This is a genomic window from Nitrospira sp. ND1 (genome assembly GCF_900170025.1).
In the GTDB taxonomy this organism is placed as follows: Bacteria; Nitrospirota; Nitrospiria; order Nitrospirales; family Nitrospiraceae; genus Nitrospira_A.
In genome coordinates this window covers 1,834,693-1,857,411 of record NZ_FWEX01000006.1, presented here as the reverse complement: position 1 = coordinate 1,857,411, position 22,719 = coordinate 1,834,693, and the positions used below count along the sequence as shown (strand labels likewise).

Sequence of the window (22,719 nt, the reverse complement as noted above, 5' to 3'; positions counted from 1 at the left end):
AGTCGAGGTGCGGTCATCAGATCTGTTGATCCAGTCGGACGCGGCGATGTCAAGAGCTATACGCACAGTTCAGCCAAGTCGGACGTCACGAGATGCGCACCGTTTCGTGTGAGCTCCTCCGCATGGCCGGTCCGATCGACCCCGATGACCAATCCAAATCCGCCGTTGCGCCCGGCCTGCACGCCCGCAACGGCGTCTTCCACGACAATGGCTCGCGGTGGATCCACCTGCAGTCGCCGTGCCGCTTCGAGGAAACCATCCGGTGCCGGCTTCCCCGCAAGATGGAGTCGTTCGCTTTCGATGCCGTCAACTCGAGTATCGAAGTAGTCCGCGAGGCCGGTCTTTTGTAGGACGGCCGCGGTGTGCTTGCTGGCTGAGACGACCGCTGTCCGCACCCCCTGTGCTCGAAGGGTCCGAAGAAATCGCACCGCGTCGTCATACAGCTCGATGCCATGCTGTTTGAGATGAGCTTGGAAGTACCCGTCCTTCTTATTGCCGAGCCCCTGGACCGTTTCCTGCTCCGGGCCATCGTGGGCGGTGCCATAGGGCAAGACAATGTTGCGTGATTCGAGAAAGGCCCGTACCCCGTCGTACCGGAGCTTGCCGTCAACGTATCGCTGATAGTCGAGCATGACATCAAAGGGTCGAAAAGGGACCTGTTCGCGGGAAGCTTTCGCCTGCAGGTACTCATCGAATAAGCGTTTCCAGGCGGCTGCATGCACGACGGCGGTTTTTGTGAGGACTCCGTCAAGATCGAAGAGCACCGCATCGAACTTGGTCAGATCAATGGACCGTGGATGGAACGGTTGTTCTCCGGTTGCGCCTTGTGTCATCCTCGATCTCCCTTGCGTGTCAGTCTGTGCGTCGGCATACGGGAGAGGTGATAGCCTCTGCATGCTACCATTCTGCCCCTCGGAGATGTGAAGGAACGTCAAGATGTGGATACCTCGCGACAAATCGATCCTGTCAGGACCGGATCGAGGAGAAGAAGAGGCGAAACCGGCTCCCCCGTTATTGTCGGCCAATCTGCCCTTCGCCATTGACCCAAGCTGGGTTCTGGTCGAATCAGGGTTCGAGCCGGGGTGGGAGCATGAGATCGAGTCGATCTTTACGATGGCGAACGGCTATGTGGGGACGCGGGGTTCGCTCGCCGAACGCACGAGCCTCTCCTCCCCTGCCACCTTCCTGGCCGGAGCGTTTGAGGCCTCTGAGGCCCCAGGAGGTACCCTGGAGCTCACGAAGCTCCATGATTGGACGCAGCTTCGCGTGCTGGTGGAAGGGGTCCCGCTGTCGCTCGAAACCGGAACCACGCTCGATCACCGACGCATCCTTGATTTGCAGCATGGTCTGTTTTTTCGAACCTGGCGGCACGAGGATGAGCAGGGCCGAGTGACGGCCCTCACCTGCGTGCGCGCCGTGTGTCATCACGATCGACACCTCCTGCTCCAATCGGTCACGATCACGCCAGAGAATTATTCCGGTACCATCTCGATCGAATCTTTCACTGAAGGGCCTCAGCCGGGGACACCATGGTCTTCCAGGGTGGAGGGCGAGGCAGCCGTGATCGTGAGGCGGACGGACAGGGGAACGACGATCGCCATGGCATCTCATGACAAGCTGCGACATGAGAACAGTCAGGAGGGAGCGGGCAATAGCCCGGTCGAAGGATTTGCAGAGCAGTGGACGTGGCGGGCCCAAAGGAGCGAGGCGGCCCGGTTCAATCGCTCGGTTGTCGTCTATTCATCCCGCGAGGTACAGGATCCCGCTGTTGCAGCCAGCGAACATGTTTGTCGAGCCTCCGAGGCGGGGCTGGATGCCCACATTCTGCAACATGCGGAAGCCTGGGAGGATCGTTGGCGCGCCAGCGGAGTGGAGGTAGCCGGCGATGAAATGGCGCAGCGCGCGCTACGCTTTGCCCTCTATCATCTCAATAGCGCCGTGAATCCGAAGGACGAGCATGCGTCTATCGGAGCTAGGGCTCTCACCGGCTCCATCTACAAAGGGCACGTCTTCTGGGATACGGAAATCTATCTGCTGCCGTTTTACACTTTTACCGATCCTCCGGCAGCGCGGGCTCTCTTGCAGTACCGTTTCCATACTCTTCCGGCTGCCCGCGACAGGGCGCGGCGGCTGGGATATCAGGGAGCGTTGTTCGCCTGGGAGTCCGCCGATACCGGAGAAGATGTCACGCCGGATACGGTCATCGCACCGGATGGTCGGGTGGTTCAAGTGCTCACAGGGATCCAGGAGCACCATATCAGCGCCGATGTCGCCTATGCGGTTTGGCAATACTGGCAGGCGACGGCGGATGAGGCCTTTTTTCTCGCGGCAGGTGCGGACATTCTCATCGAGACCGCACGATTCTGGGTGAGTCGTGGCCGGTTAGAGCCGGACGGGCAGTATCACATTCGAACGGTCATCGGGCCGGATGAATACCATGAATCCGTGGATGACAATGCGTACACCAATGTCATGGCGCAATGGAACCTGGAGCGGGCCGCGGACACGGTCGACTGGCTCCGCTCGCGCCGTTCCGATGTCTGGCCTATCATATGCGAGCGCTTGCAGGTCAAGCCCGATGAACCGGATGCCTGGCGTCGGACCGCGGAGCTCATGACCACCGGATTCGACCGGTCGACCAATCTGTTCGAGCAATTTGCCGGTTTCTTTCAACTGGAGGAGGTCGAACTCCAGGCGTACCGCACCCTGCCTGCGCCCATCGATGTGATGCTCGGGCGCGACAGGACGCAAAAGTCCAAAGTGGTCAAGCAGGCGGACGTGGTCGCGCTGAGCGCGCTCCTCTGGGAACGATTCCCGTCTGCAGTGCATGAGGCGAACTTTCGTTATTATGAACCCCGTACCGCACATGGCAGCTCCTTAAGTCCCGCCCTTCATGCCTTCGTGAGCGCCAGGCTCGGCGATTCCGACCTGGCCGCGCGTTATTTTCGGGACGCTGCGGCGATCGATCTTTCCAATCACAGGGGTAATGCGGCGGGAGGAGTTCACATCGCTACCCTCGGGGGGCTCTGGCAGGCCGCTGTCTTCGGCATGGGGGGTGTCAGGCTTCGAGAAGACGGGCTTGTCATCGACCCGCACCTTCCATCGAACTGGGATCGGTTGTCGTTCCCGCTGCAATGGAGAGGTCGGAGCGTCTCTGTGACGATCGATCACGAGCCGGGACAGGTGACCGTCGATCTCCGGACCGGCGAACCAATGACCATTGAGTTGAGTCATGGGCCGATCCAAGAGATCATTTCGAACCACCTCTACGTCGCCCATCGGACAGGATCCGGCTGGGGCGCATGGCAGGAATCGAGGCGTCGATCCGGATAAGTAGAAAGGCAACCAGGGAAAGTGCCTGGCCGATTGATCCGATCGGCGAGGCCTGTGGTCGCGCGGCATTGACCATCAACGGTTCACGATAGGAGGATCGCATGAAACGGAATGCTTCAGCAAAATGGCAAGGAGATCTCAAAACAGGCAAAGGGACGGTCTCGACGGACAGTGGTGTCTTGAGCGAGACGCAATATTCGTTCAGTACGAGATTTGAGAATGGAAAAGGGACGAACCCGGAAGAGCTGATCGCGGCGGCCCACGCCGGCTGTTTTACGATGGCCCTTTCCGGACAGTTGGGCGCGGCGAATCTGGTCGCTGAGCAACTGGCGACCACTGCCACCGTCACGATGGAAAAAGTAGAGGCTGGCTGGACCGTCACGGGCGTGCATTTGTCTGTCACGGGCAAGGTGCCCAAGGCCGATGCCGCCAGTTGGGAGAAAGCGACAGCGGCGGCCAAGGCCGGCTGTCCTATTTCACGGCTGCTCAACGCCACGATCACCATGGATGCGAAGTTGGAGAACTAGACCTCATGGCCGTTTCGCAGGATCCTGACTCTGTAGCGTTTCTCTTCGATCTGGACGGCACGCTCGTGGATAGTGTTTACCAGCATGTGCTGGCTTGGCGTGAGGCCACCCAAGCGGCAGGAATTGAACTGCCGGTTTGGAGGATTCACCGTCAAATCGGCATGAGCGGTGGCCTCATGTTACATGCGCTCTGGCGGGAAACCGGACGGCCCGTTTCAAAAGACGAGGCGGAGCGCATTCAGCGGGTGCATGCCGACGCCTTTGCGAAACAAGCCCCATCACTCCGGGTGCTGCCCGGGGCGCAAGCATTACTGAACGCATTGACGGCGGCTCACGTGCCCTATGCCATCGCCACCAGCGGGCGACTGCAAAGCGCGCAACATACGTTGAAACTGCTGAAGCTTCCTCCCGGAACTCCCGTGGTGACGCGCGATCAGGTGCAGCGCGCGAAGCCCGATCCTGATTTGTTTCTGGCTGCCGCTGAACAACTTCGCGTTCCGATTGCGAAGTGCATCGTCGTCGGTGACAGCGTGTGGGATCTCTTGGCGGCCCGTCGTGCTTCCGCGCTCGGGGTGGGGCTGTTGTCGGGAGGTTATGGGAGGGAAGAACTGGAACGGGCGGGCGCCTATCGTACCTATGATGATCCGGCGGACCTCTTACGCCACCTGGACGAATGTGGCGTACGGCCGGAACCACCCGTGTAACTTGTCGAAAGCGTCGAGTCGATGGCCGAGAAGACCGAAAAAAACAAGATGCTGGGAGGGGAACTCTATCGTGCAAGCGACAAAGAGTTGCTCGATGAGCGACGCGATGCCCAGCAGCTACTGGCCAGGTACAACGGGGTGCCGGACAGTGGTCACGATATGCGTACAACCCTGCTTCGACATTTCCTAAGTGCCGTCGGCGAAGGAACCGTGGTCCTTCCCACCTTCACGTGCGACTACGGGTATAACATCAGCCTCGGCCGGAACGTCTTCATCAATTATCACTGCATCTTTCTTGACTGTGCTCCTATCGCCATTGGAGATGATGTACAGATCGGCCCTGCCGTGCAACTCTATACGGCGCAACATCCCATCGATGCCAAGGTGCGTCGCTCCGGCCTGGAATCCGTAAGCCCGATTCGGATCGGCAACGATGTGTGGATCGGCGGCGGGGCGCTGGTGCTGCCGGGCGTCACGATCGGAGATCGCAGCATCGTGGGAGCAGGCAGCGTGGTCGTGCACAACGTGCCTCCGGATAGCCTTGTCGTCGGCAATCCAGCCCGCATTGTGCGAACGTTGGTGTAAATTCCGATCTGGAGAAGGATTCGTTCATGGAAAAACCTGCTGATGTGACCCACCCCATTCATGCTCTGTTACAGCGGCGGTGGAGTCCGCGCGCGTTTGCGGACCGGATGGTGGAGCCGGAACAACTGCAGAGCCTGTTCGAGGCGGCGAGGTGGGCGCCGTCGTCGAATAACGAGCAGCCTTGGCACTTCATTGTCGGAACGAAAGCGGATCCTTCCGCGCACGACCGTCTCGTGGCCTGCCTCAAGGAGGGCAACAGGAAGTGGGCGTTTCGCGCCCCGGTCTTGATATTGTCCGTCGCACGGCTGAATCTTGAGGACGAAGGAGCCCCAAACCGGCATGCCTGGCACGACACGGGGATGGCCGCGCTCAGCCTCTGCTTGCAAGCGACGGCGCTGGGATTGGTGACTCACCAAATGGCGGGATTTGAGATAGAGAAGGCCCGCACCGATCTCGGCATTCCCGCCGGGTATGAACCGGTGGCGATGATCGCCGTCGGATACCCGGGCGACCCGGCATCGTTGCCGGACTATCTGCGCGAGCGGGAATTGAAACCGCGGGAGCGGAAGGCTGTGACCGAGTTCGTGTCTCACGGAAGGTGGAATGGCCCGCCCGAGTGGCCGACCAGGTGATGGTCCTCGGTTACGCTCACCGTAGGCGCAGCATCTCGTTGCCGCCGCGTTGAAGCTCATACCCCACCCGTTCGATCGAGAGGTGATGGCCCTCTTGACGGAGTTGCTCACACACCGGCTCCAGGTGCTGTGACCGCTCAGCGCGGAGCGCGAGTAGAGGGAAAATTCTCACTTCCCGCGCGACGCGCAGCAGCGCTCGAATGGCAGCGAGGTGAAACGCTGCATCGAAGTGGTCCGAGTAGAGAAAGAGAAAGTGCGACGACAGTGCGAGGTCGAACCGGTCGGTTTCGAACGGGAGGTTCGGCAAGGCGCCGCAGAGATATCGACCTGTTCCCGTCCCCCCGCTGTAATCGGCGACAAATTGTTCCATCACCGCGATCCGGTTCCGTCGTAGATCCTCCGGGTCGCGATGATAACTCCAGACCCAATTCTGCGGCGTCGCCCGCACCTGCTCAATGACGTGATCCAGGGTGGAGAAGAATTGCCGTTGGATCTCCGCTCCGCCGAATTGATACAGTGGGTCGATCGACCGGACGTCGCCACCGGCCGCCGTGAGTTCAGCATTGAAGCTGGACGGTCCGGCGGCACAGTCCAGAATGCGGCTCCGGCGGTCGGCCGCGCTGAGTGAAAACATCAACTCATATTCGCGCAGCGACCGTCCGAACGGCACGGTCTGCTCAAGACGGATGCTCATGGGCGCACTGTATCAGACGTGGTCTTTACGAGACCATCGGCCTACGGAGAGTGATCTGTGGATGAGCCGGCCGATGGCGAGTGGCAGGACGGGAATGGAGGCGTGGGCATGGAGTTGTTGAAGGGCAAAGTGGCCATTGTGACCGGGTCGTCCAGCGGGATCGGCCGCGCCATCGCCGAACGCCTGGCGCAGGACGGCGCGACGGTGGTGGTGAATTACCATGCACATGCGGAGAAGGCCCAGGAGGTTGCCGCAGCGATTCAGGCCAAGGGTGGGGTCGCCGCCGTCATCCAGGCGGACATGAGCCGGGTGGCTGAGGCGCAACGCCTGGTGCAGGAGACGGTACAGCAGTTCCATCGCCTCGATATTCTGGTCAACAATGCGGGCCGGTTCATTCCAAAGAAGTTGGTGGAGACGACGGAGACGGAGTTCGATGCCATTCTTGCGCTGAATGCGAAGGGGCCGTACTTTGCGATGCAGGCGGCGGCAAAGGTGCTCAGCGACGGTGGGCGCATTGTGAATATTTCGTCGGCGCTCACCCACCTGAAGTTTCCCGGCGCCACGGCGCATCTGGGGAGCAAGGCGGCGCTGGAACAGTATGGCAAGGGGCTCGCGCAGGAACTGGCGCCACGCGGCATTACCGTCAATACCGTGTTGCCGGGCTTTACCGATACCGGTGTGTTGACGGAGCCATACCGCGAGATGGGTCTACAATCGTCACCCTTCAAACGGCTCGGGCTTCCGTCCGACGTGGCTGATGTGGTGGCATTTTTGGTCAGTGAGCAGGCACGGTGGCTGACCGGTCAGGTCATTCAGGCCGGCGGCGGGTTGGTGATGTAACGTGTAACAGGATGCGGAAAACGGCCTCCAGCGGCGTTCTCGCTTCATGTAGAACCTCAACGTACCGCAAAGGGTACGCTTCGGCTCTCCATTCGCTGCGGCCTTGCTGGAGAGCCCTTTTGCGCATCCTGCGTGCTGTGTAAATTGGAATTTTTCCGTAGCGGATCAAAGGAGGATTCATGGCAAGGCAGAACGTTTCGACCGGTGGACCATGGGAAGCGAAAATCGGGTATTCACGCGCGGTGCGAGTCGGTCAGTCGGTGCAGGTCTCCGGAACGACCGCGATGACGGCTACGGGGCTTGTCGGCAAGGGTGATCCCTACGCGCAGACGATCCAGGCCTTGAAGACGATTGAGGCGGCGCTCGTACAGGCCGGCGCGTCGATGGCGGATGTCGTGCGCACGCGCATCTACATGGCTAATATCGATCAATGGCAGGAGGTCGGACGCGCGCATGGAGAGGTCTTCGGCTCGATCCGGCCGGCGACCACCATGGTGGAAGTGAAACGGTTGATCGATCCGGATATGTTGATTGAAATCGAAGCGGACGCGATCGTGTCCTAACCGTATGCGGAAAATGTCCGCCAGCGGCATGTTCAGGAACCGGAAAACGTGAGTCGTGAAGGGTGACATGTAAGGCGACGTGAGACTTCTGTTCCGGAAACGTGCGACCTGTTTACGTGTCACGCCTCACGAGTTGCTGGATGGCTTTTCTCCACCATCTGCAGTTTGGATAGGTGAAGTCGTATGAACCAGCCGTCACCGGAAATTGCTCACCTGTGTAAGATCGATCCGGTGATGAAGCGGGTCATCGGCGAAGTCGGCCCTTATGCGTTGTCGCTTCGAGCGAGGCGTTCCCCGTTTGAGTCGCTGGCCCGCGCCATTGCCTATCAGCAACTGCATGACAAGGCGGCGGAGAGTATTCTCAGGCGGTTCATCGCGCTGTTCCCCGGCCGGCGCTTTCCCCGTCCGGCTGACCTGCTGGCGATGGCGCCGGAGACTATTCGCGGCACAGGATTTTCTCACGCCAAGATTGCCGCGCTGCATGATCTGGCGGCCAAGGCGATGGATGGAACCGTGCCGACCACGACCGTCATTCAACGGCTCGAGGATGATGCCATTGTCGAACGGTTGATCGCGGTGCGCGGGGTCGGACGGTGGACCGTGGAGATGCTGCTGATTTTTCAGCTCGGCCGACCCGATGTCCTGCCGGTGGATGACTTTGGCGTACGGAACGGATTCCGGATCGCATACAAACGAAAGGCGATGCCGACCGCGAAAGAGTTGTTGCGGTATGGAGAACGCTGGAGGCCCTATCGCACGGCCGCAGCCTGGTATCTCTGGCGCGCGGCGGATCGGGCGAAAGTGGTGCGAACAACTCTGCCCGTGGTGAGGGCTGCGGGGAAGCGAGCTCCGAATGGCTGACCTGCGCAAAAGACTGGATGCGAATCGAGCCGGAAACTTCTATGTCGATTCCACCTGCATCAATTGCGATGCCTGCCGACAATTGGCTCCGTCGAGTTTCGAAGAAGTGGGAGAATATTCTGCGGTGACTCATCAGCCGGCCACTGAATTGGAAACGAGACTGGCCTATCGCGCGTTGCTCGCCTGCCCGACCGGGTCGATCGGGGCCGAGCATACGAACCATACCCTCTTGAGTGCCGCGAAGGCCGACTTCCCGCTCCCGATCGAAGGGAACGTCTACTACTGCGGTTTCAATTCGGAAAAGTCGTTCGGGGCGAACAGTTTCTTCGTGCAGCATCCGGACGGCAACTGGCTGATCGATTCGCCGCGGTATCTCAAACCGCTTGTCGATGTCTTCGATCGGATGGGAGGCCTCGCACAGATCTTTTTGACCCATGAAGACGATGTGGCGGATGCCGCCAGGTATGCGCGCCGGTTCGGAGCCCGGCGGATCATCCACCGTGCGGATGTCCATGCGATGCCCGAGGCGGAGGTGATCATTGAAGGACCGGAACCTCGCTCGTACAGCGAAGACTTCCGCATCATCCCCGTTCCCGGCCATACGGCGGGCAGCCTCTGTCTGCTGCATCGGGACCGGTTTCTGTTTACCGGCGATCATCTTTGGTGGGACCAGGAGGCTAGGGAGCTGGCCTCCCCGCAGCAGTTGGTGTGGAATGCAGAGGCCTTGCACCGCTCAATCGAGCAACTGACGAACTGTTCATTCGAATGGGTGTTGGCCGGTCATGGCGGCCGCGTCTGGCTGCCACAATCCGAAATGCGGGCGGCGGTGCGCGAGCTGGTCGAGCGACGACAATGAGGCGGAATCAGATGGGTTGGATGTGCGCTCTGTCATGGACCGGTCTGCTCTTCATGGCGAGCGTCAGCCTGGCCGGCGCCGAGCCGGGTCATCGGACGGGAGACCAGGCTCTGATTGCGGCGGCAGAACGCAACGATGTCGAGGCTGTGCGACAGCTGTTGAAAGAAGGAGCCAGCGTCCGGGCCCGTGATCCGCAGGGGCGCACCGCCTTGTTGGCTGCAACCTATCGGAACCATGTCGAGATCGCGAAGCTACTGATCCTGACCGGCTCCGATGTGAACACGCAGGATGCCATGCAAAACAGTCCTCTGCTGTTGGCCGGGGCCAGCGGGTATCTCGACATTCTGCGAATGACGTTGGCTGCCGATCCGGACTTTACGATCTACAATCGCTACGGAGGCACCGCGTTGATCCCGGCGTGCGAACGAGGCCACGTGGAAGTCGTGAAAGAACTGCTGAAGACCAAGATCGACGTGAACCACGTGAACCGGCTGGGCTGGACGGCTTTGTTGGAAGCCATCATTCTCGGTGACGGAGGGCCGACACATCAGACCATCGTCGGATTGCTTGTGGCTGCAGGGGCCGATCTCAACCTTGGCGACGGAGACGGGGTGACGCCGCTCCGGCATGCCAGGCAGAAAGGCTACAGAGTGATCGCCGACATTCTCTTGTCGGCGGGGGCGCGGGAATAACCGGCAGAGTGGACCGTCGATCTTCTCTCAGCTCCCTCGATAGGTGCTGTAGCCGAAGGGGCTCAGGAGCAGCGGAATGTGGTACGGCTGTCCCGCGTCGGACAGAGTGAAGATGACGACCACCTCAGGGTAAAAGCTCGTCACGTGCTGTGAGCGAAAATAGGTCGAGACGTCAAATGTGAGACGGTAGACTCCGGGCTGAAGTCGCTGCTTTGCCGGATAGAGATCGTTGCTCCGGCCGTCCGCATCCGTTCTGCTCTTGCCGAGTAGTTTCCAGATTCCCGCCAACCCCTGGCCTTCCAACGTGACGGGAATGCCCTGTGCAGGTCGGCCTTGCGCAATGTCCAGCACATGCGTGCTGATTCGTGACTCGGCCATTCTTCTTCCTTTCATCGTGGGACAATTATTGTCCTGAGGCAATGGCCATCAGTCCGGGAATTTTCAATGCACCGACCGCCTCCTGAATCACAGGAATCACCGCCGGTCTTGTAAAGCCCTTCCTCCATGCCAACGCAATTCTGCGTTCCGGCACCGGCTTCATGAACTCCAGGACAGCCAGCCGTTTGCTCTGATGTTTGGCCGTGACGGCACTGCAGGGCATGACGGTGATGCCCAGTCCGGAGGCCACCATCTGACGGATCGTCTCCAGCGAATTGCCCTGCAAACTTTCCGTGTCCGACCGGCTGAGTTCCGGGCAGCTCTCCAGGACCTGTTGCCGGAAACAATGTCCTGCGTGCGGTAAGAGCACGCGCTCCGTGCTCAAGAGTGCCGAATCGATTTTCGACCGTTTGGCCAGCCGGTGATCGGCGGGCACGACGGCCTTGAACGGTTCGTCATAGAGGGCTTGGGTGAGAATGCCCGGTTCTTCGAACGGTAGCGCGATCATAATCACGTCCAGTTTGCCGCTCTTCAGCATGGCGGTCAGATTGACGGTCAGATTTTCTTCGATTTCGAGCGGCATGCCGGGGGCGCGCTTGTGCAGCAGCGGGATCAGGTCGGGCAAGAGATACGGCCCCACCGTCGCAATCACCCCGAACCGCAAGGCGCCGACGAGTTGGTTCTTCCCCTGCGCGGCGAGCAGTTTGATCTGATCCGCCTCCTCCAGCACGCGTTGAGCCTGATGGACGATCTGCTCCCCGAGCGGCGTGAGCTCGACGTGATTCTTGCGTCGCTCGAAAATCGCCACCCCCAATTCATCTTCCAGTTTTTTGATGGCCAGGCTGAGGGCCGGTTGTGTAACGAACACCCGATCCGCCGCCCGCCCGAAATGACGTTCGCGCGACACCGCCACGATGTATTGCAGTTCCGTCAGGGTCATGGCTTCTCTCCACTATTGATAAGTTCAGTTTATCGTGACTCCATAGACTATCAATTGGACTGATTCTCAGGCAACCGGTATCGTCTCTGTATGACCTCGCAACAATGCAGCCATGGAACAAGGAGGTGGGGTATGCGACAGATTGTGATAGCCGTCGGTATGGGGTTCGCCGTGATCATGTTGCAGGCGTGCGCGACGCCGTCGAGGCCAACGGGTCATCAGACGGTGGCCTTCTCGGAAGGGCAGCAAACGCCCCTGTCGGAAGAAGAATTCCTTCAAAAGGTCGAACGGCACATGGAGCGCCAGGATCGGCCTGGCACGACTCTGCGGTTTCGATGATCCATACGGAAGGAGCATCGAAGGAAGAAGGAGCAAGGGAGGAGATCATGGGCAAGATGAGCATCAAGTGGATGGTCGGTACAGTGGTGGTGGCGACCGTCGGGGCGATGGGCTTGGCGGCCACCAGGGTCATGGGTGAGCCGTCGGTGGCGCAACCAGGCGCCGTTCCCGTGGCACAGGAGGTGCCGCTGGGATTGGAGGATCCCAGCGGATATATTCCGGCCGACAACCCGCAGACGGCGCGGAAACTCGAGCTGGGTCGCTGGCTCTTTTTCGACAAGCGGCTTTCAAAGAACGGAACGGTGGCGTGCGCAACCTGTCATATGCCGGGCCTGGCCTTCACGGATGGGCAGCCGGTCTCGACGGGCATTTACCGGTTGCAGGGCGGACGTAGCGCCCCGACGGCGATCAACCGGGTGTATAGCAAGGCGCAATTCTGGGACGGTCGAGCCGACACGTTGGAGGATCAATCAGTCGGTCCGTTCGTCAGCCCGGTTGAGCACGGGTTTCTCGACCACCATGAGTTGGTGAGCAAGATCAAGAGCATCGAGGGCTATCGGATGCTCTTTCGGGAGGTGTTCGGCCGCGAGGTGACCGTCGGCGATGTGGGCCGCGCGATCGCTGCTTTTCAGCGGACCCTGTTGTCGGGCAACAGCCCGGTGGACCGGTTCGATATGGGCGGCGATGAGCAGGCCTTGAGCGATTCGGCGAAGCGAGGGCTCGAACTGTTTCGAGGGAAGGCCCGCTGCACACGGTGCCACTCCGGGTTCAACTTCTCCGACGAGAAATTTCATAACCTCGGTATCGGCTGGGATACGAACACCGTCGATTTGGGGCGCTACATGGTGACGAAGAATGCCGAGGATATCGGCGCGTTCAAGACGCCCACGTTGCGAGAGATCGCGCGTACGGCGCCGTACATGCACGACGGCCGGTTTGCGACGCTCGAAGATGTCGTCCGGTTCTACAACCAGGGTGGCATCAAGAATCCGCACCTCGATAACACCGTGATCCCGCTCGAACTGACCGGGCCCGAGCAGCAGGATCTGGTCGCATTCTTACGGTCGCTCAACGGCGAAGGGTGGCAGCACGTGGCTGCGCCCGTAGAGTTTCCGAAGTAAGCCGTACGTGTACTGATTGGAAGGGCCGGGGTCGTGAGGCTCCGGCCGTTCCATCCGACTCTCCGGGCTGCTTGCAAATGGTGGCCCCGTACGGGTAACAGAGAGAGACAACGATCCCTTCACCGCCGTCCCTGGATACGCATTCGTGATTGCTGCTGCCTCCCGCTGGATCGACCGCAATATTCTGGAACTCGCGCGCGACTTCCAGCTCTCCTATCTGCCGCCGCTCATGGTCTATATGGCCGCCGGGATTTCCGGTCTGACCGGCATCGTCGGCACCTTCTTCGTCAAAGATTATCTGGGCCTGTCCGCGGCCTTTCTTGCCGCGTTGGGATTCTGGGCGGGCATTCCCTGGGCGCTCAAGATGCCGTTCGGACATCTGGTCGATCTGTTGTGGCGCTGGAAAAGTCTCCTTGTTTATTTTGGCGCCGGGGTGATTGCGGCCAGTCTGTTGATCATGGTCGGCCTGATCGGTCACCGCGAGGCGATGGTCGCCGTGATGCCGGCCGAAGTCTGGTACGTGCTCAGCGTGTTGTTGTCGCCGATCGGCTATGTGATTCAGGACACGGTGGCGGACGCGATGACGGTCGAGGCCGTGCCCAGAGTCGATGAGCGAGGGGTGCCCATCGATGAAGCCAGGCTGAAACTCATGCACACCACGATGCAGACGCTCGGGCGTGTCGCGATTATCAGCGGGGGGATTCTGGTTGCCCTGATCAATCTATATCTGTTCAACGGCGTGGAAAATATGCCGAAGGAGCAGGTGGCCTCGATCTATGAGCAGGTGTATCTGATGGCGTTGGTGATCCCGGCCGTATCGGTGCTCGGGGTCATCACCGCGTCCGTCCTGCGGGTGCGAACCAGGCGGCGGCTTCTCAGCCAGGGTATGACGCCAGAACAGGTTGCGAGGCTCACGGACCGGGCCGCTGAACCGACCAAGCCCAATTGGTGGATTCTGGGTGGCAGTCTGGCCTTCGTGCTCTTTACCCTGACGGTCGGAGTCGCAGACTTTGCCTACAGTGAAGAAATCGTGTTCGCCGGGTCGATGGCCATCGTCTCGTTGTTGATGGTGCGCCTCACCAGGGAGCTGGCTCCCGACGCGAGGCATGTGCTCGTGGGTACCGCGCTGGTGGTTTTCGTGTTTCGCGCCGTTCCAGGGCCCGGCGAAGGGGCGACCTGGTGGATGATCGATCAGTTGAAGTTCGATCAACAGTTCCTGTCGGTGCTGTCGCTCATCGGCAGCGCTCTCACGCTCGCGGGCATGTTTCTGTTCCGGCGATTCATGGCTGAGCGGTCCATTGCCTATGTGGTGGGCTTTCTCACCCTGGCGGCATTCTTCCTGGGCTTGCCCATCGTCAGCATGTATTACGGGCTTCACGAGTGGACGGCGGCCGTGACCGGCGGGCTGGTCGATGCGCGGTTCATTGCGTTAGTGAATACCGCTCTGGAATCGCCGCTCGGTCAGATTTCCATGATTCCCATGCTGGCCTGGATCGCGAACTCTGCGCCGGCGAATCTCAAGGCGACCTATTTTGCCGTGATGGCGTCCTTCACGAACCTTGCGCTGTCGCTCGGCCAACTGGGGACGAAGTATCTCAACGAGCTGTTTGTGGTGACCCGGGAGGTGCGCGATCCCGTGACCAACGCTATCCAGACCCCTGACGACTATAGTCAGCTCGGACTCCTGTTGATTGTGCAGGCCCTGCTCGGCCTGGCCCTCCCCTTCGCCGCCATTCTCTTTGCGCGATTCTCACGGTATCGCAGCGCCTGAGCGCACGGAAGTAGATCGTCATGAACACCTTCCAATTTCTCGCCGATCACGGCGCCTCGGTGCTGTTCTGGGTGATCTTCGTTGAGCAGATCGGATTTCCGATTCCGGCGATTCCTCTCCTCATTGCGGCTGGTGCGCTCGTCGGGGCCGGGAAAATGAGCCTTGCCATGGCGTTGCTCGTGCCGGTGGCCGCTGCGCTCCCGCCGGACCTCGCCTGGTACTATCTTGGTCGCATCAAGGGCGGCAAGGTGCTGGGTTTTCTCTGTCGCCTGTCGCTTGAGCCGGACTCCTGCGTCAGGGACACGGAAAATCTGTTACACCGGTACGGGCCACGTGGTCTGTTGCTGGCCAAGTTCATCCCCGGTTTCAATACGGTGGCGCCGCCGCTGGCCGGGATTGTCGGCATGGCCGCGACGACCTTCGCACTGTACGATGTCGCGGGCACGTTGATCTGGGCGGCAGTCAGCGCCGGAGTCGGCGCGTTATTCAGCAATCAACTCGAGCAACTGGTCGGGTTGTTGGATCAAGCGGGCGGACTGGTGTTCGGGGTGCTGCTCATCGGCCTGACGGGATTCATCGGCTATAAGTTCTATTATCGGCAGCAGTTCCTCAGGCATCTGCGCATGTCGAAGATTTCCGTGGACGAGCTCAAACAGCGTCTGGATGCGGGCGAGGCGATCAGCGTGGTGGATGTGCGGCATCCCCTGTCGCTGCAACTCGATCCGGACACCATTCCCGGTGCGATCAACTTCACGTTGGAAGAGATCGAGCATCGGCACCAGGAGATACCGCGCGATCGCGACATCGTGCTCTATTGCACCTGCCCGAATGAAGTCTCCAGCGCCAGGACGGCGTTTCTGTTGAAGAAGAAAGGCATCCACCGTGTGCGCCCGCTCGAAGGTGGTCTCGATGCCTGGCGAGAACGGCAGTATCCCGTAGAGCGACGGGTGAACGCCGGTGTAGGCGGCTGACGGCGTACCGCGGCGCGGGATGCGGGAAGGTCGCTAGGGGGTGTCTCTAGCCCGGATTATTGATGAATGCCGTCGCGAGGCGTTCGAGACCGAAGCCCGCCGCGGCTTCTCGCAAGTGAGGCTGACGCAGGCGTACTGGCAGTCCGTCGTGGAGGCCGAATGAGAACAGCCACGCCGGGTGAGAGAATCGGACGACGGAGCAGGTATTCATGAATAGTCCGGGCTAGCTTGCAGAGGAGTGAACGCGTGACACGTCTGGTGGTGCTGATGATCGCAGGGACCGTGCTCATGTCGAGCGGCCGTGAGGCAGGCGCATGGCCGAAGATGTCGACCACTGTGAGCGAAGCCATGGTCTGGCTCACGAAAGGGTCCTCCCGTTCGAAGCCCGCACCGTTGAAGTACAAAGTGGTGGGAGTCTTTCAAAGGAACAAGCAGTTCGTCGGTGGTTCGGCCGTCGCCGACGTGACGAAGCAGGTCGAGTTCGAATTCAAGTGGCCGCTGGAGGATGGGGTGTCGCCAAAAGTGCTGCCGGATATTCCGACGAAGGCGGAGCACTATCGCGATGGCTCGGCGGTCTGCCCGGCACCGATTCTGAAAGGGGCCTATGAGCATTTTGAGTTGAAGAGCATTCTGGTGATGGGACCGATGTTCGGGCTGGTGGGTGAACGGAGAACGCCGGATATGGAGGAATATGTCGGGGGTGGCGGCTGCAAGGGCACACGCCTGGTTCAGGGGCAGGTGCGCGAGGAACAGGTGCTGGTGACACTTCCTCCGGAGTTCCTCGCGGGCCAGTTGTCTAAGGGACAGGTCTTCACGCAACAGGATCAGGGATGGACCTGGACCTTCACGCCGGTTCCGTGAGTTTCCCTGCCCTGGTTTCCCACCGTACCGTTTCTCTCCTGGCATCCCCTTGACCTGTGCTGTATGATGAGCATCTAAGACGTAATGAGACGTGAAAAGTGAAACGCGAAAGGAAGCGGAGAAGTAGCCGAATCCTTTCATGAGCGAATGGCCTCTCACGTGTTGCGTCTGACGCTTCACGATCACCAAGAAAGGGGGGCGACCGGTTTCGACGGGGATATTGACGCCATCGTCGCATGTCGAGATCTCGGGAACTCGTAAAATTCCGGGAAAAACGCAACTGCCAACCAAGAACTGGCACTCGCAGCCTAATTTAGGCTGAGACGTCGTTCCATCTGAGGTCCGCGGGGGTGGAATGGCGCGATGCAGCGGACTGGTCCCACGCCGGTGCTCAGCGGCGCGGGGCGAGACAATACTGGGCTAGCGGCGATTCTAAGCCGGCCGATAGGCGTGGGTCGCTGCGAAGCTTAAAGAATCGGCTACACATGTAGACGCGATGTGCCGACGATCTTCGGACAGGGGTTCAACTCCCCTCGCCTCCACCAAACTAAGCCCCTGAGTCGTACGACTCAGGGGCTTTTTCATTGTTGCCGGTTGCGGGCCGATGAATGTAGATTCGCACACCGATGGAACAGGCAACCGCATGAAAGGAACGATGACATGGGTGACGACCTGATCAAGTATCTCGGTCCGTTGGCGGCGCTGGCCGGTGTGTGGGAAGGCGATAAGGGGGCCGACGTGGCGCCTGATGACAACCGGGGGACGGAACACAATGCCTATCGCGAGCGGTTGACCTTCGAGCCGTTCGGTCCGGTCAACAATCACGAACAACAGCTCTATGGCCTTCGTTATGCGACCGTGGCCTGGCGGTTGAGCGACGGGGCGCCGTTTCATGAAGAAACCGGCTACTGGTTGTGGGATGCGGCGGCGAAGCAGGTGCTGCGCTGTTTCATCGTGCCGCGCGGTGTCACGGTGCTGGCCGGAGGAACCGTGGAGCCGGACGCCACGTCGTTTCAGATTTCGGCGGATGCCGGATCGGATACGTATGGCATCTGTTCGAATAAGTTTCTGGATCGGGAGTTCAAGACCGTCCGGTATGAACTCACGGTGACCCTGCACGGCCCGGACAGTTTCAGCTACCACGAAGACACGCAGCTGAAGATGAAGGGTCGGAACGACCTGTTCCACCACACCGATACCAATCGGGTAACACGAGTCAAATAACGCAGGTAGGACTCCACGCGAAAATACTGAGTCCCGAGCTTGTAAGTGAGCTCGGGGAACGTGGTAGAGTGAATGGGTAGATTTGAAAGAGTAAGACCAGACCGCTCAGGTTCTGAGAGTCTTGAAGTAGAATCGTTTTCAGGAAGGAGGATATGGATGAGAAGATCATTGATGGCATTGACAGGGTTACTTTTGATGACGGGCTGCGCAGGTTTGCCGCAGACCTCGAGAACTGCGATTATCCATGAGGTTAAATTTGAAGCCAATCTGGCGCCGGCGGATCTGACCGTACACGTCGGCGACGAAATACGCTGGGTGAACCATCGGACGCTCCCCGTGCTCATCGATATTCCTGGTCTGAATGCAGACATGTTGTCTTGTGATCGTGGCTTCACCGGCATGATGGGAGGAGTGACCGAGCTGAAGGAGTTAGAGCCAAGCAAGAGCGCAAGCCTCTGTTTCAGCAAGCCTATTGTCATTAGTTACAATGCCCGCATGAAATCAGCCGACCCGGGGGGCATGAAGATCGAGCCCGGCACCATCCGGGTCGTCGGCTCCGCCCAGTAGTCTGTACTTACGCGGCGGACGCCGCGTTACCCTCCCCTTCGCCCCGGGGCTTGTCGCACAGCTCCGGGGTGCGAGAGAGATCCTCAGACCAAAGATTTCGATTAGGCGGATATTGTCCCGGCAAGCCCGCACTGTCGGCGCGGCACGGTTATACAGGGTAGAGGCGGCCGTCTGACTGCACAAGGGTGAGCGTTACAGCACCGTCGTCCAGGACGGACTGACGGCGAAGGCGGCATTGATCAGGCCGACGTGGGAATAAGCCTGCGGGAAGTTCCCGAGCTGGGTGCGGGTTTCGGGGACGAAATGTTCTGAGAAGAGCCCCAGATGGTTTGCGCCGGTCAGGACCTGCGCCATAATCTGCTGCGCTTCCGCCATTCGTCCGAGCCGCGCGAGTCCCTGGACGACCCAGAAGGAACAGATGACAAAGCTGGATTGCGGCCGGCCGAAATCGTCGGTGCGCAGGTAGCGGAAGTAGAAGCCGGTTTCCTTCCCGCCGGCTTGCACGGCCAGCGCGCGCGCGATGCTCTGCATCGTGGCTTCACACACCTCTCGGTTGGGAAAGCCAAGAATTGCCGCCTGGGCCAGCGAGGCGTCGTAGGTGTCGTCTTTGGGGCCGTTGCGCAGCGAGCCGTCTTTTGATGCGGCCAGCAGTGCTTGTGCGGCGCGCGCGCGCGCCGCATCGAGGTCGAGCGTCAATGACGGCAGACAGCCCGCCTTGTGCATGCGATGGGCCCGGTCGAGTCCTGCCCAGCACATCAGATTCGAGAACGAATGTTCCTGCCAGCCGTTGCGGATCTCCCACAAGCCTGCATCCGGTTGGGCGATGGTGCGGTCGCAGAGTCGGGCGAGGTTGGCGACGAGTTGTTCCTGATCTTTGGTCCGCAGATCGTAGAAGCGGTTGTCGGAGAAGATCGGGGTCAGCGCGAGGACCAGTTCGCCATAGACATCGTTTTGGATATGTTCGGCGGCCTGATTGTGATTGCGCACCGGCGCGCTTCCGCAGAAGCCGGCCCAGTTCCGGTGTTCGGTTTCCGGCAGCGGGAGATCCTGGCTGAGTGTATACACGGGCGCGAGTCGCTCCCGCGAATGTTCATGCGTATAGGCGATGTTGAGCAGGAACTTGAGAAACCCTTCCATCTCTTCGAAGTGTCCGAGGTTGTGGAAGGCGGTCAGGGAAAAATAGGCGTCGCGCAGCCAGCAGTACCGATAGTCCCAATTCCGTGGGCCGCCCGGTTCTTCCGGGAGGCTGGTCGTTAAGGCGGCCAGGATGGCACCCGTGTCTTCATAACAATGGAGTTTCAGTGCGAGCGCGGAACGAATGACTTCTTCCTGGTGCAGCACCGGGATCGAGCAATGTTTCACCCACATGCGCCAGTAGCGGGTCGTCTGGTCGAGGAACTCGTGACTGACCTTGGCGAGATCGTCTTCGATGCCCAGGCCCCAGGTGAGCGCAAAGTACGTTTTCTCGGTGAGGGCGAAAGGGCGTTCCTCGTACAAGTAGGTCAGGGGCATGTTGGTCAACAACCGGAGGTACTCCCCGCGGATGTCGTACCGGACGTGGCTGTTGCCGCGCATGCCGCGGGCATATTCTTTTCCCCATCCCGTGACCGGGCGGCAACTCACGCGGATGGAGGGAGTGCCGGCGAGCGGTTCGACGATGCGAAAGAGGGCGGCGGGACGGTACACGCGGCCGTACTGTTCGAAGCGCGGGCAGAAGTCCGTGATCCTGAAGGTGTCGCCCTTTGACGTGGAGACCTCGGTCACCAGGATATTTGTATTAGGAAGGTAGCGTTGCGTTGTCTTGACTTGAGCGGAGCTGGTAGGGCTTGATATGGAAAAGTGCCCTCCCTCCGGATCGAGGATTCGACCGAAGACCGGGTCGCTATCCGGTCTCGGCAGACAGAGCCAGTCCACAGACCCGCTTTCATGAATATGGGCGGAGACGTGGCAATTGCCGATGAGTCCGTAGGGGTACATGCCCCCGACCATAAGAGATTTTCGTCTCAAAGTAAACTGCAGGAGCAAAAATGCGGCTGTCCCTCCGGTTTATCCTTCCCCTCTTGCTGGTTTTGGGAGTCGTGGCGTATAGCGTCGTGCCCCTCGTCGATTCGCTCACGCTGAAGTGGTTCACGCGCGACCTCGAAAGCCGATCCAAACTACTGGCCAGCACGATGGAAGTGCCGTTGGCGGACCTGGTCGTTTCGCGTTCACGCACGAAGATCTTCGCCTACTTTCACAAAGTCATTCAGGACGAGCGGCTCTATGCGCTGGGTTTCTGCGATACCCAGCAGCGTCTGCTCTACCAGACGTTGACCTATCCCGACCAGCTGTCCTGCGAAAGTCTGGCGCATCTGGCGCCGGGCTCTTCGGAAGTGGTGGAGTTTGCGCAAGGACCGTTGCACGTGGTGGTCGCGACCATTCAGTCCGGAGGCAAAGCGCAGGGCCGGCTGATGCTGGTCCACGACATGAGTTTTGTGCACCAGCGCAGCACCGATACGAAGTGGTACATCTTTTATCTCTTCGTCGGACTCGCCGGGTTGATTTCCGCGGTGACCGTGCTCGTCGCGCAACTCAGCTGGCGAGGCTGGGTGGCCGGGGTGCGGGCCATGTTGACCAGCAAAGGGTTGCCGCCTGAATCCGCCGGAGCCCATTCGTCCGAACTGCATCCGGTGGCGCAGGATCTCCATGCGCTGGTGCGGGAATTGGAAGCCGATCGCCGGATGCGCGATGAAAGCCAGATCACCTGGAGTCCCGCCAGCCTCAAAACCATTCTGCATGAGCATCTGTCTGGCGACGAAATTCTAATTGTCTCCAATCGCCAGCCCTACATCCACAATCGGCGCGGGCAGAAAATCGAGGTGCAAGTGCCTGCCAGCGGGCTGGTGTCCGCCCTCGAACCGGTGATGCGGGCTTGTTCGGGCGTGTGGATCGCTCACGGCAACGGTTCAGCGGACCGGGAAGTCGTGGATAGCCGGGATCACGTACGGGTGCCGCCGGACCATCCTTCCTACGACATTCGCCGCATCTGGTTGTCGCCCGATGAAGAATCCGGGTTTTATTATGGGTTTTCCAACGAGGGCCTCTGGCCCTTATGCCACAATGCGCATGTCCGTCCGACGTTCAGGACTTCCGACTGGGAACAGTATGTGGCCGTCAACGAGCGGTTCGCGAAGGCGGTGGTGGAAGAGGCCAAGACGGATGATCCGGTGATCCTCGTGCAGGATTACCACTTTGCGCTGCTCCCGAAGATGGTGCGTGAGAAGCTGCCGAACGCCACCATCATCATGTTCTGGCATATTCCCTGGCCCAACTCCGAGAGCTACGGCATCTGCCCGTGGCGGCAGGAGATTCTGGAAGGCTTGCTCGGCAGCAGCATCGTCGGGTTCCACACCCGTGAGCATGGAAACCATTTCCTGTCCTGCATCGATCGCATCCTTGAGGCGCGCATCGACCGCGACAGCTCCACGGTGTCCTACGGCGGGCGCCTCACGGCGGTCAACCCCTACCCGATTTCCATCGAGTGGCCGTCGCGCTGGTTGGAGAATCAACGGCCGGTGCCGGACTGCCGGGTGCATATCCGCGAGCGTCATGCGATGGGACCCGATCGGCTGGTCGGGATCGGTGTCGACCGCTTGGACTACACCAAGGGCATCATCGAGCGATTTCTCGCCGTCGAACGATTGTTCGAGCTGCAGCCCGAGTGGGTCGGCAAGTTTTCCTTCATTCAGATCGCGGCGCCGAGCCGGACGATCATCGACCAGTACCAGCATTTCCACGATCAAGTCTACGCGCTGGCTGAGCGCATCAATAAGCGATTCGGCCGCGAAGGGTATGAGCCGATCGTGTTGAAGGTGAAACACCACGAGCCGCCGGATGTGTATGAGTATTACCGGGCTTCCGAGCTCTGCTTTGTCACGAGTCTGCATGACGGCATGAATCTGGTGGCGAAGGAATTCATCGCGGCCCGTGACGACGAACAAGGTGTGCTGATCCTCAGCCAGTTCACCGGAGCGGCGCAGGAGCTGCCGGAGGCGTTGGTGGTGAATCCCTACGATATCGACCAGTGCGCGGCGGCGTTGCACATGGCGCTCTCTATGCCCCCGAAGGAACAGCGCGCCCGTATGCGGAGCATGCGCGGACTGATTCAGGAGTTCAATGTCTACCGGTGGGCCGGTCGTATGCTCATGGACGCGGCCCGGATGCGCCGTCGTATCCGCGTGATGAAGCAGGTGGGACAAGCTTCGGGACGGGGGCGGTAAT

At 60.1% G+C, this 22,719-nt stretch carries 23 protein-coding genes and 1 other RNA gene; 19 read left to right on the top strand and 5 right to left on the bottom strand.

What is annotated here, in order from left to right:
• Positions 1-56: 56 nt before the first annotated feature.
• Entirely contained in the window at positions 57-833 is a 777-nt protein-coding gene (locus NSND_RS13445; RefSeq protein WP_080879485.1) for an HAD family hydrolase, read from the bottom strand.
• A 103-nt stretch (positions 834-936) separates the two neighbouring features.
• Here NSND_RS13445 and NSND_RS13440 point away from each other — a divergent pair, with 103 nt between their 5' ends.
• From NSND_RS13440 to NSND_RS13420, 5 genes are all read left to right on the top strand, one after another.
• On the top strand, positions 937-3,333 hold the full coding sequence (locus NSND_RS13440) for a glycoside hydrolase family 65 protein (protein WP_080879484.1): 2,397 nt from the start codon (positions 937-939) through the stop codon (positions 3,331-3,333).
• A 101-nt stretch (positions 3,334-3,434) separates the two neighbouring features.
• Positions 3,435-3,860 carry an OsmC family protein gene (locus NSND_RS13435; RefSeq protein ID WP_080879483.1) on the top strand — a complete coding sequence of 142 codons (426 nt, stop codon included), beginning with the start codon at positions 3,435-3,437 and terminating at the stop codon, positions 3,858-3,860.
• Positions 3,861-3,865: 5 nt separating this feature from the next.
• Positions 3,866-4,564, top strand: a complete 699-nt coding sequence (locus tag NSND_RS13430) for an HAD family hydrolase (RefSeq protein ID WP_080879482.1) — start codon at positions 3,866-3,868, stop codon at positions 4,562-4,564.
• Between the two features lie 21 nt (positions 4,565-4,585).
• On the top strand, positions 4,586-5,149 hold the full coding sequence (locus tag NSND_RS13425) for a sugar O-acetyltransferase (RefSeq protein ID WP_080879481.1): 564 nt from the start codon (positions 4,586-4,588) through the stop codon (positions 5,147-5,149).
• Between the two features lie 26 nt (positions 5,150-5,175).
• On the top strand, positions 5,176-5,781 hold the full coding sequence (locus tag NSND_RS13420; protein ID WP_080879480.1) for a nitroreductase family protein: 606 nt from the start codon (positions 5,176-5,178) through the stop codon (positions 5,779-5,781).
• 16 nt (positions 5,782-5,797) lie between these two features.
• Here the strand turns inward: NSND_RS13420 and NSND_RS13415 are convergent, their stop codons facing one another.
• Positions 5,798-6,475: a methyltransferase domain-containing protein gene (locus NSND_RS13415; RefSeq protein WP_080879479.1), complete on the bottom strand. Its 678-nt coding sequence runs from the start codon at positions 6,473-6,475 to the stop codon at positions 5,798-5,800.
• A gap of 57 nt (positions 6,476-6,532) precedes the next feature.
• Here NSND_RS13415 and NSND_RS13410 point away from each other — a divergent pair, with 57 nt between their 5' ends.
• From NSND_RS13410 to NSND_RS13390, 5 genes are all read left to right on the top strand, one after another.
• Positions 6,533-7,315 carry a glucose 1-dehydrogenase gene (locus tag NSND_RS13410; RefSeq protein ID WP_143833550.1) on the top strand — a complete coding sequence of 261 codons (783 nt, stop codon included), beginning with the start codon at positions 6,533-6,535 and terminating at the stop codon, positions 7,313-7,315.
• Positions 7,316-7,494: 179 nt separating this feature from the next.
• Complete coding sequence (locus NSND_RS13405) at positions 7,495-7,878, top strand: RidA family protein (RefSeq protein ID WP_080879478.1); 384 nt, start codon at positions 7,495-7,497, stop codon at positions 7,876-7,878.
• A 183-nt stretch (positions 7,879-8,061) separates the two neighbouring features.
• Positions 8,062-8,739: a DNA-3-methyladenine glycosylase family protein gene (locus NSND_RS13400; RefSeq protein ID WP_080879477.1), complete on the top strand. Its 678-nt coding sequence runs from the start codon at positions 8,062-8,064 to the stop codon at positions 8,737-8,739.
• Positions 8,732-9,595, top strand: a complete 864-nt coding sequence (locus NSND_RS13395) for an MBL fold metallo-hydrolase (RefSeq protein ID WP_080879476.1) — start codon at positions 8,732-8,734, stop codon at positions 9,593-9,595. The genes NSND_RS13400 and NSND_RS13395 overlap by 8 nt, the downstream gene beginning before the upstream one ends.
• A gap of 20 nt (positions 9,596-9,615) precedes the next feature.
• A complete protein-coding gene (locus tag NSND_RS13390; protein ID WP_143833666.1) occupies positions 9,616-10,287 on the top strand; it encodes an ankyrin repeat domain-containing protein in 672 nt (223 codons plus the stop codon).
• A 27-nt stretch (positions 10,288-10,314) separates the two neighbouring features.
• Here NSND_RS13390 and uraH read toward each other — a convergent pair whose 3' ends face one another.
• Together uraH and NSND_RS13380 are read right to left on the bottom strand one after the other, a co-directional pair.
• Positions 10,315-10,665: a hydroxyisourate hydrolase gene (gene uraH / locus NSND_RS13385; protein WP_080879474.1), complete on the bottom strand. Its 351-nt coding sequence runs from the start codon at positions 10,663-10,665 to the stop codon at positions 10,315-10,317.
• A 25-nt stretch (positions 10,666-10,690) separates the two neighbouring features.
• Positions 10,691-11,605 (bottom strand): hydrogen peroxide-inducible genes activator, encoded by a 915-nt coding sequence (locus NSND_RS13380; protein ID WP_080879473.1) that lies wholly within the window; start codon positions 11,603-11,605, stop codon positions 10,691-10,693.
• Positions 11,606-11,737: 132 nt separating this feature from the next.
• Here NSND_RS13380 and NSND_RS13375 point away from each other — a divergent pair, with 132 nt between their 5' ends.
• The 8 genes from NSND_RS13375 to NSND_RS13340 all read left to right on the top strand — a co-directional run bounded on the left by NSND_RS13375 (position 11,738) and on the right by NSND_RS13340 (position 18,459).
• Positions 11,738-11,944 carry a hypothetical protein gene (locus NSND_RS13375; RefSeq protein ID WP_080879472.1) on the top strand — a complete coding sequence of 69 codons (207 nt, stop codon included), beginning with the start codon at positions 11,738-11,740 and terminating at the stop codon, positions 11,942-11,944.
• A 47-nt stretch (positions 11,945-11,991) separates the two neighbouring features.
• Positions 11,992-13,065 (top strand): cytochrome-c peroxidase, encoded by a 1,074-nt coding sequence (locus tag NSND_RS13370; protein ID WP_080880882.1) that lies wholly within the window; start codon positions 11,992-11,994, stop codon positions 13,063-13,065.
• 145 nt (positions 13,066-13,210) lie between these two features.
• A complete protein-coding gene (locus tag NSND_RS13365) occupies positions 13,211-14,836 on the top strand; it encodes an MFS transporter (RefSeq protein ID WP_080879471.1) in 1,626 nt (541 codons plus the stop codon).
• Positions 14,837-14,856: 20 nt separating this feature from the next.
• Positions 14,857-15,807, top strand: coding sequence for a DedA family protein/thiosulfate sulfurtransferase GlpE (locus NSND_RS13360; protein ID WP_080879470.1), 951 nt, complete (start codon positions 14,857-14,859; stop codon positions 15,805-15,807).
• A 246-nt stretch (positions 15,808-16,053) separates the two neighbouring features.
• Positions 16,054-16,668: a hypothetical protein gene (locus NSND_RS13355; RefSeq protein ID WP_080879469.1), complete on the top strand. Its 615-nt coding sequence runs from the start codon at positions 16,054-16,056 to the stop codon at positions 16,666-16,668.
• 194 nt (positions 16,669-16,862) lie between these two features.
• Positions 16,863-17,213: a transfer-messenger RNA gene (ssrA, locus tag NSND_RS13350) on the top strand.
• A 115-nt stretch (positions 17,214-17,328) separates the two neighbouring features.
• A complete protein-coding gene (locus NSND_RS13345; RefSeq protein ID WP_080879468.1) occupies positions 17,329-17,892 on the top strand; it encodes a heme-binding beta-barrel domain-containing protein in 564 nt (187 codons plus the stop codon).
• A gap of 156 nt (positions 17,893-18,048) precedes the next feature.
• On the top strand, positions 18,049-18,459 hold the full coding sequence (locus NSND_RS13340) for a cupredoxin domain-containing protein (protein ID WP_080879467.1): 411 nt from the start codon (positions 18,049-18,051) through the stop codon (positions 18,457-18,459).
• Between the two features lie 192 nt (positions 18,460-18,651).
• On the opposite strand, the gene NSND_RS13335 is transcribed toward NSND_RS13340, so the two are convergent.
• Positions 18,652-20,448: a glycoside hydrolase family 15 protein gene (locus tag NSND_RS13335; RefSeq protein WP_080879466.1), complete on the bottom strand. Its 1,797-nt coding sequence runs from the start codon at positions 20,446-20,448 to the stop codon at positions 18,652-18,654.
• Between the two features lie 38 nt (positions 20,449-20,486).
• Between NSND_RS13335 and NSND_RS13330 the strand changes: the two genes are divergently transcribed.
• Positions 20,487-22,718 carry an alpha,alpha-trehalose-phosphate synthase (UDP-forming) gene (locus tag NSND_RS13330; protein WP_080879465.1) on the top strand — a complete coding sequence of 744 codons (2,232 nt, stop codon included), beginning with the start codon at positions 20,487-20,489 and terminating at the stop codon, positions 22,716-22,718.
• Position 22,719 lies beyond the last annotated feature (1 nt).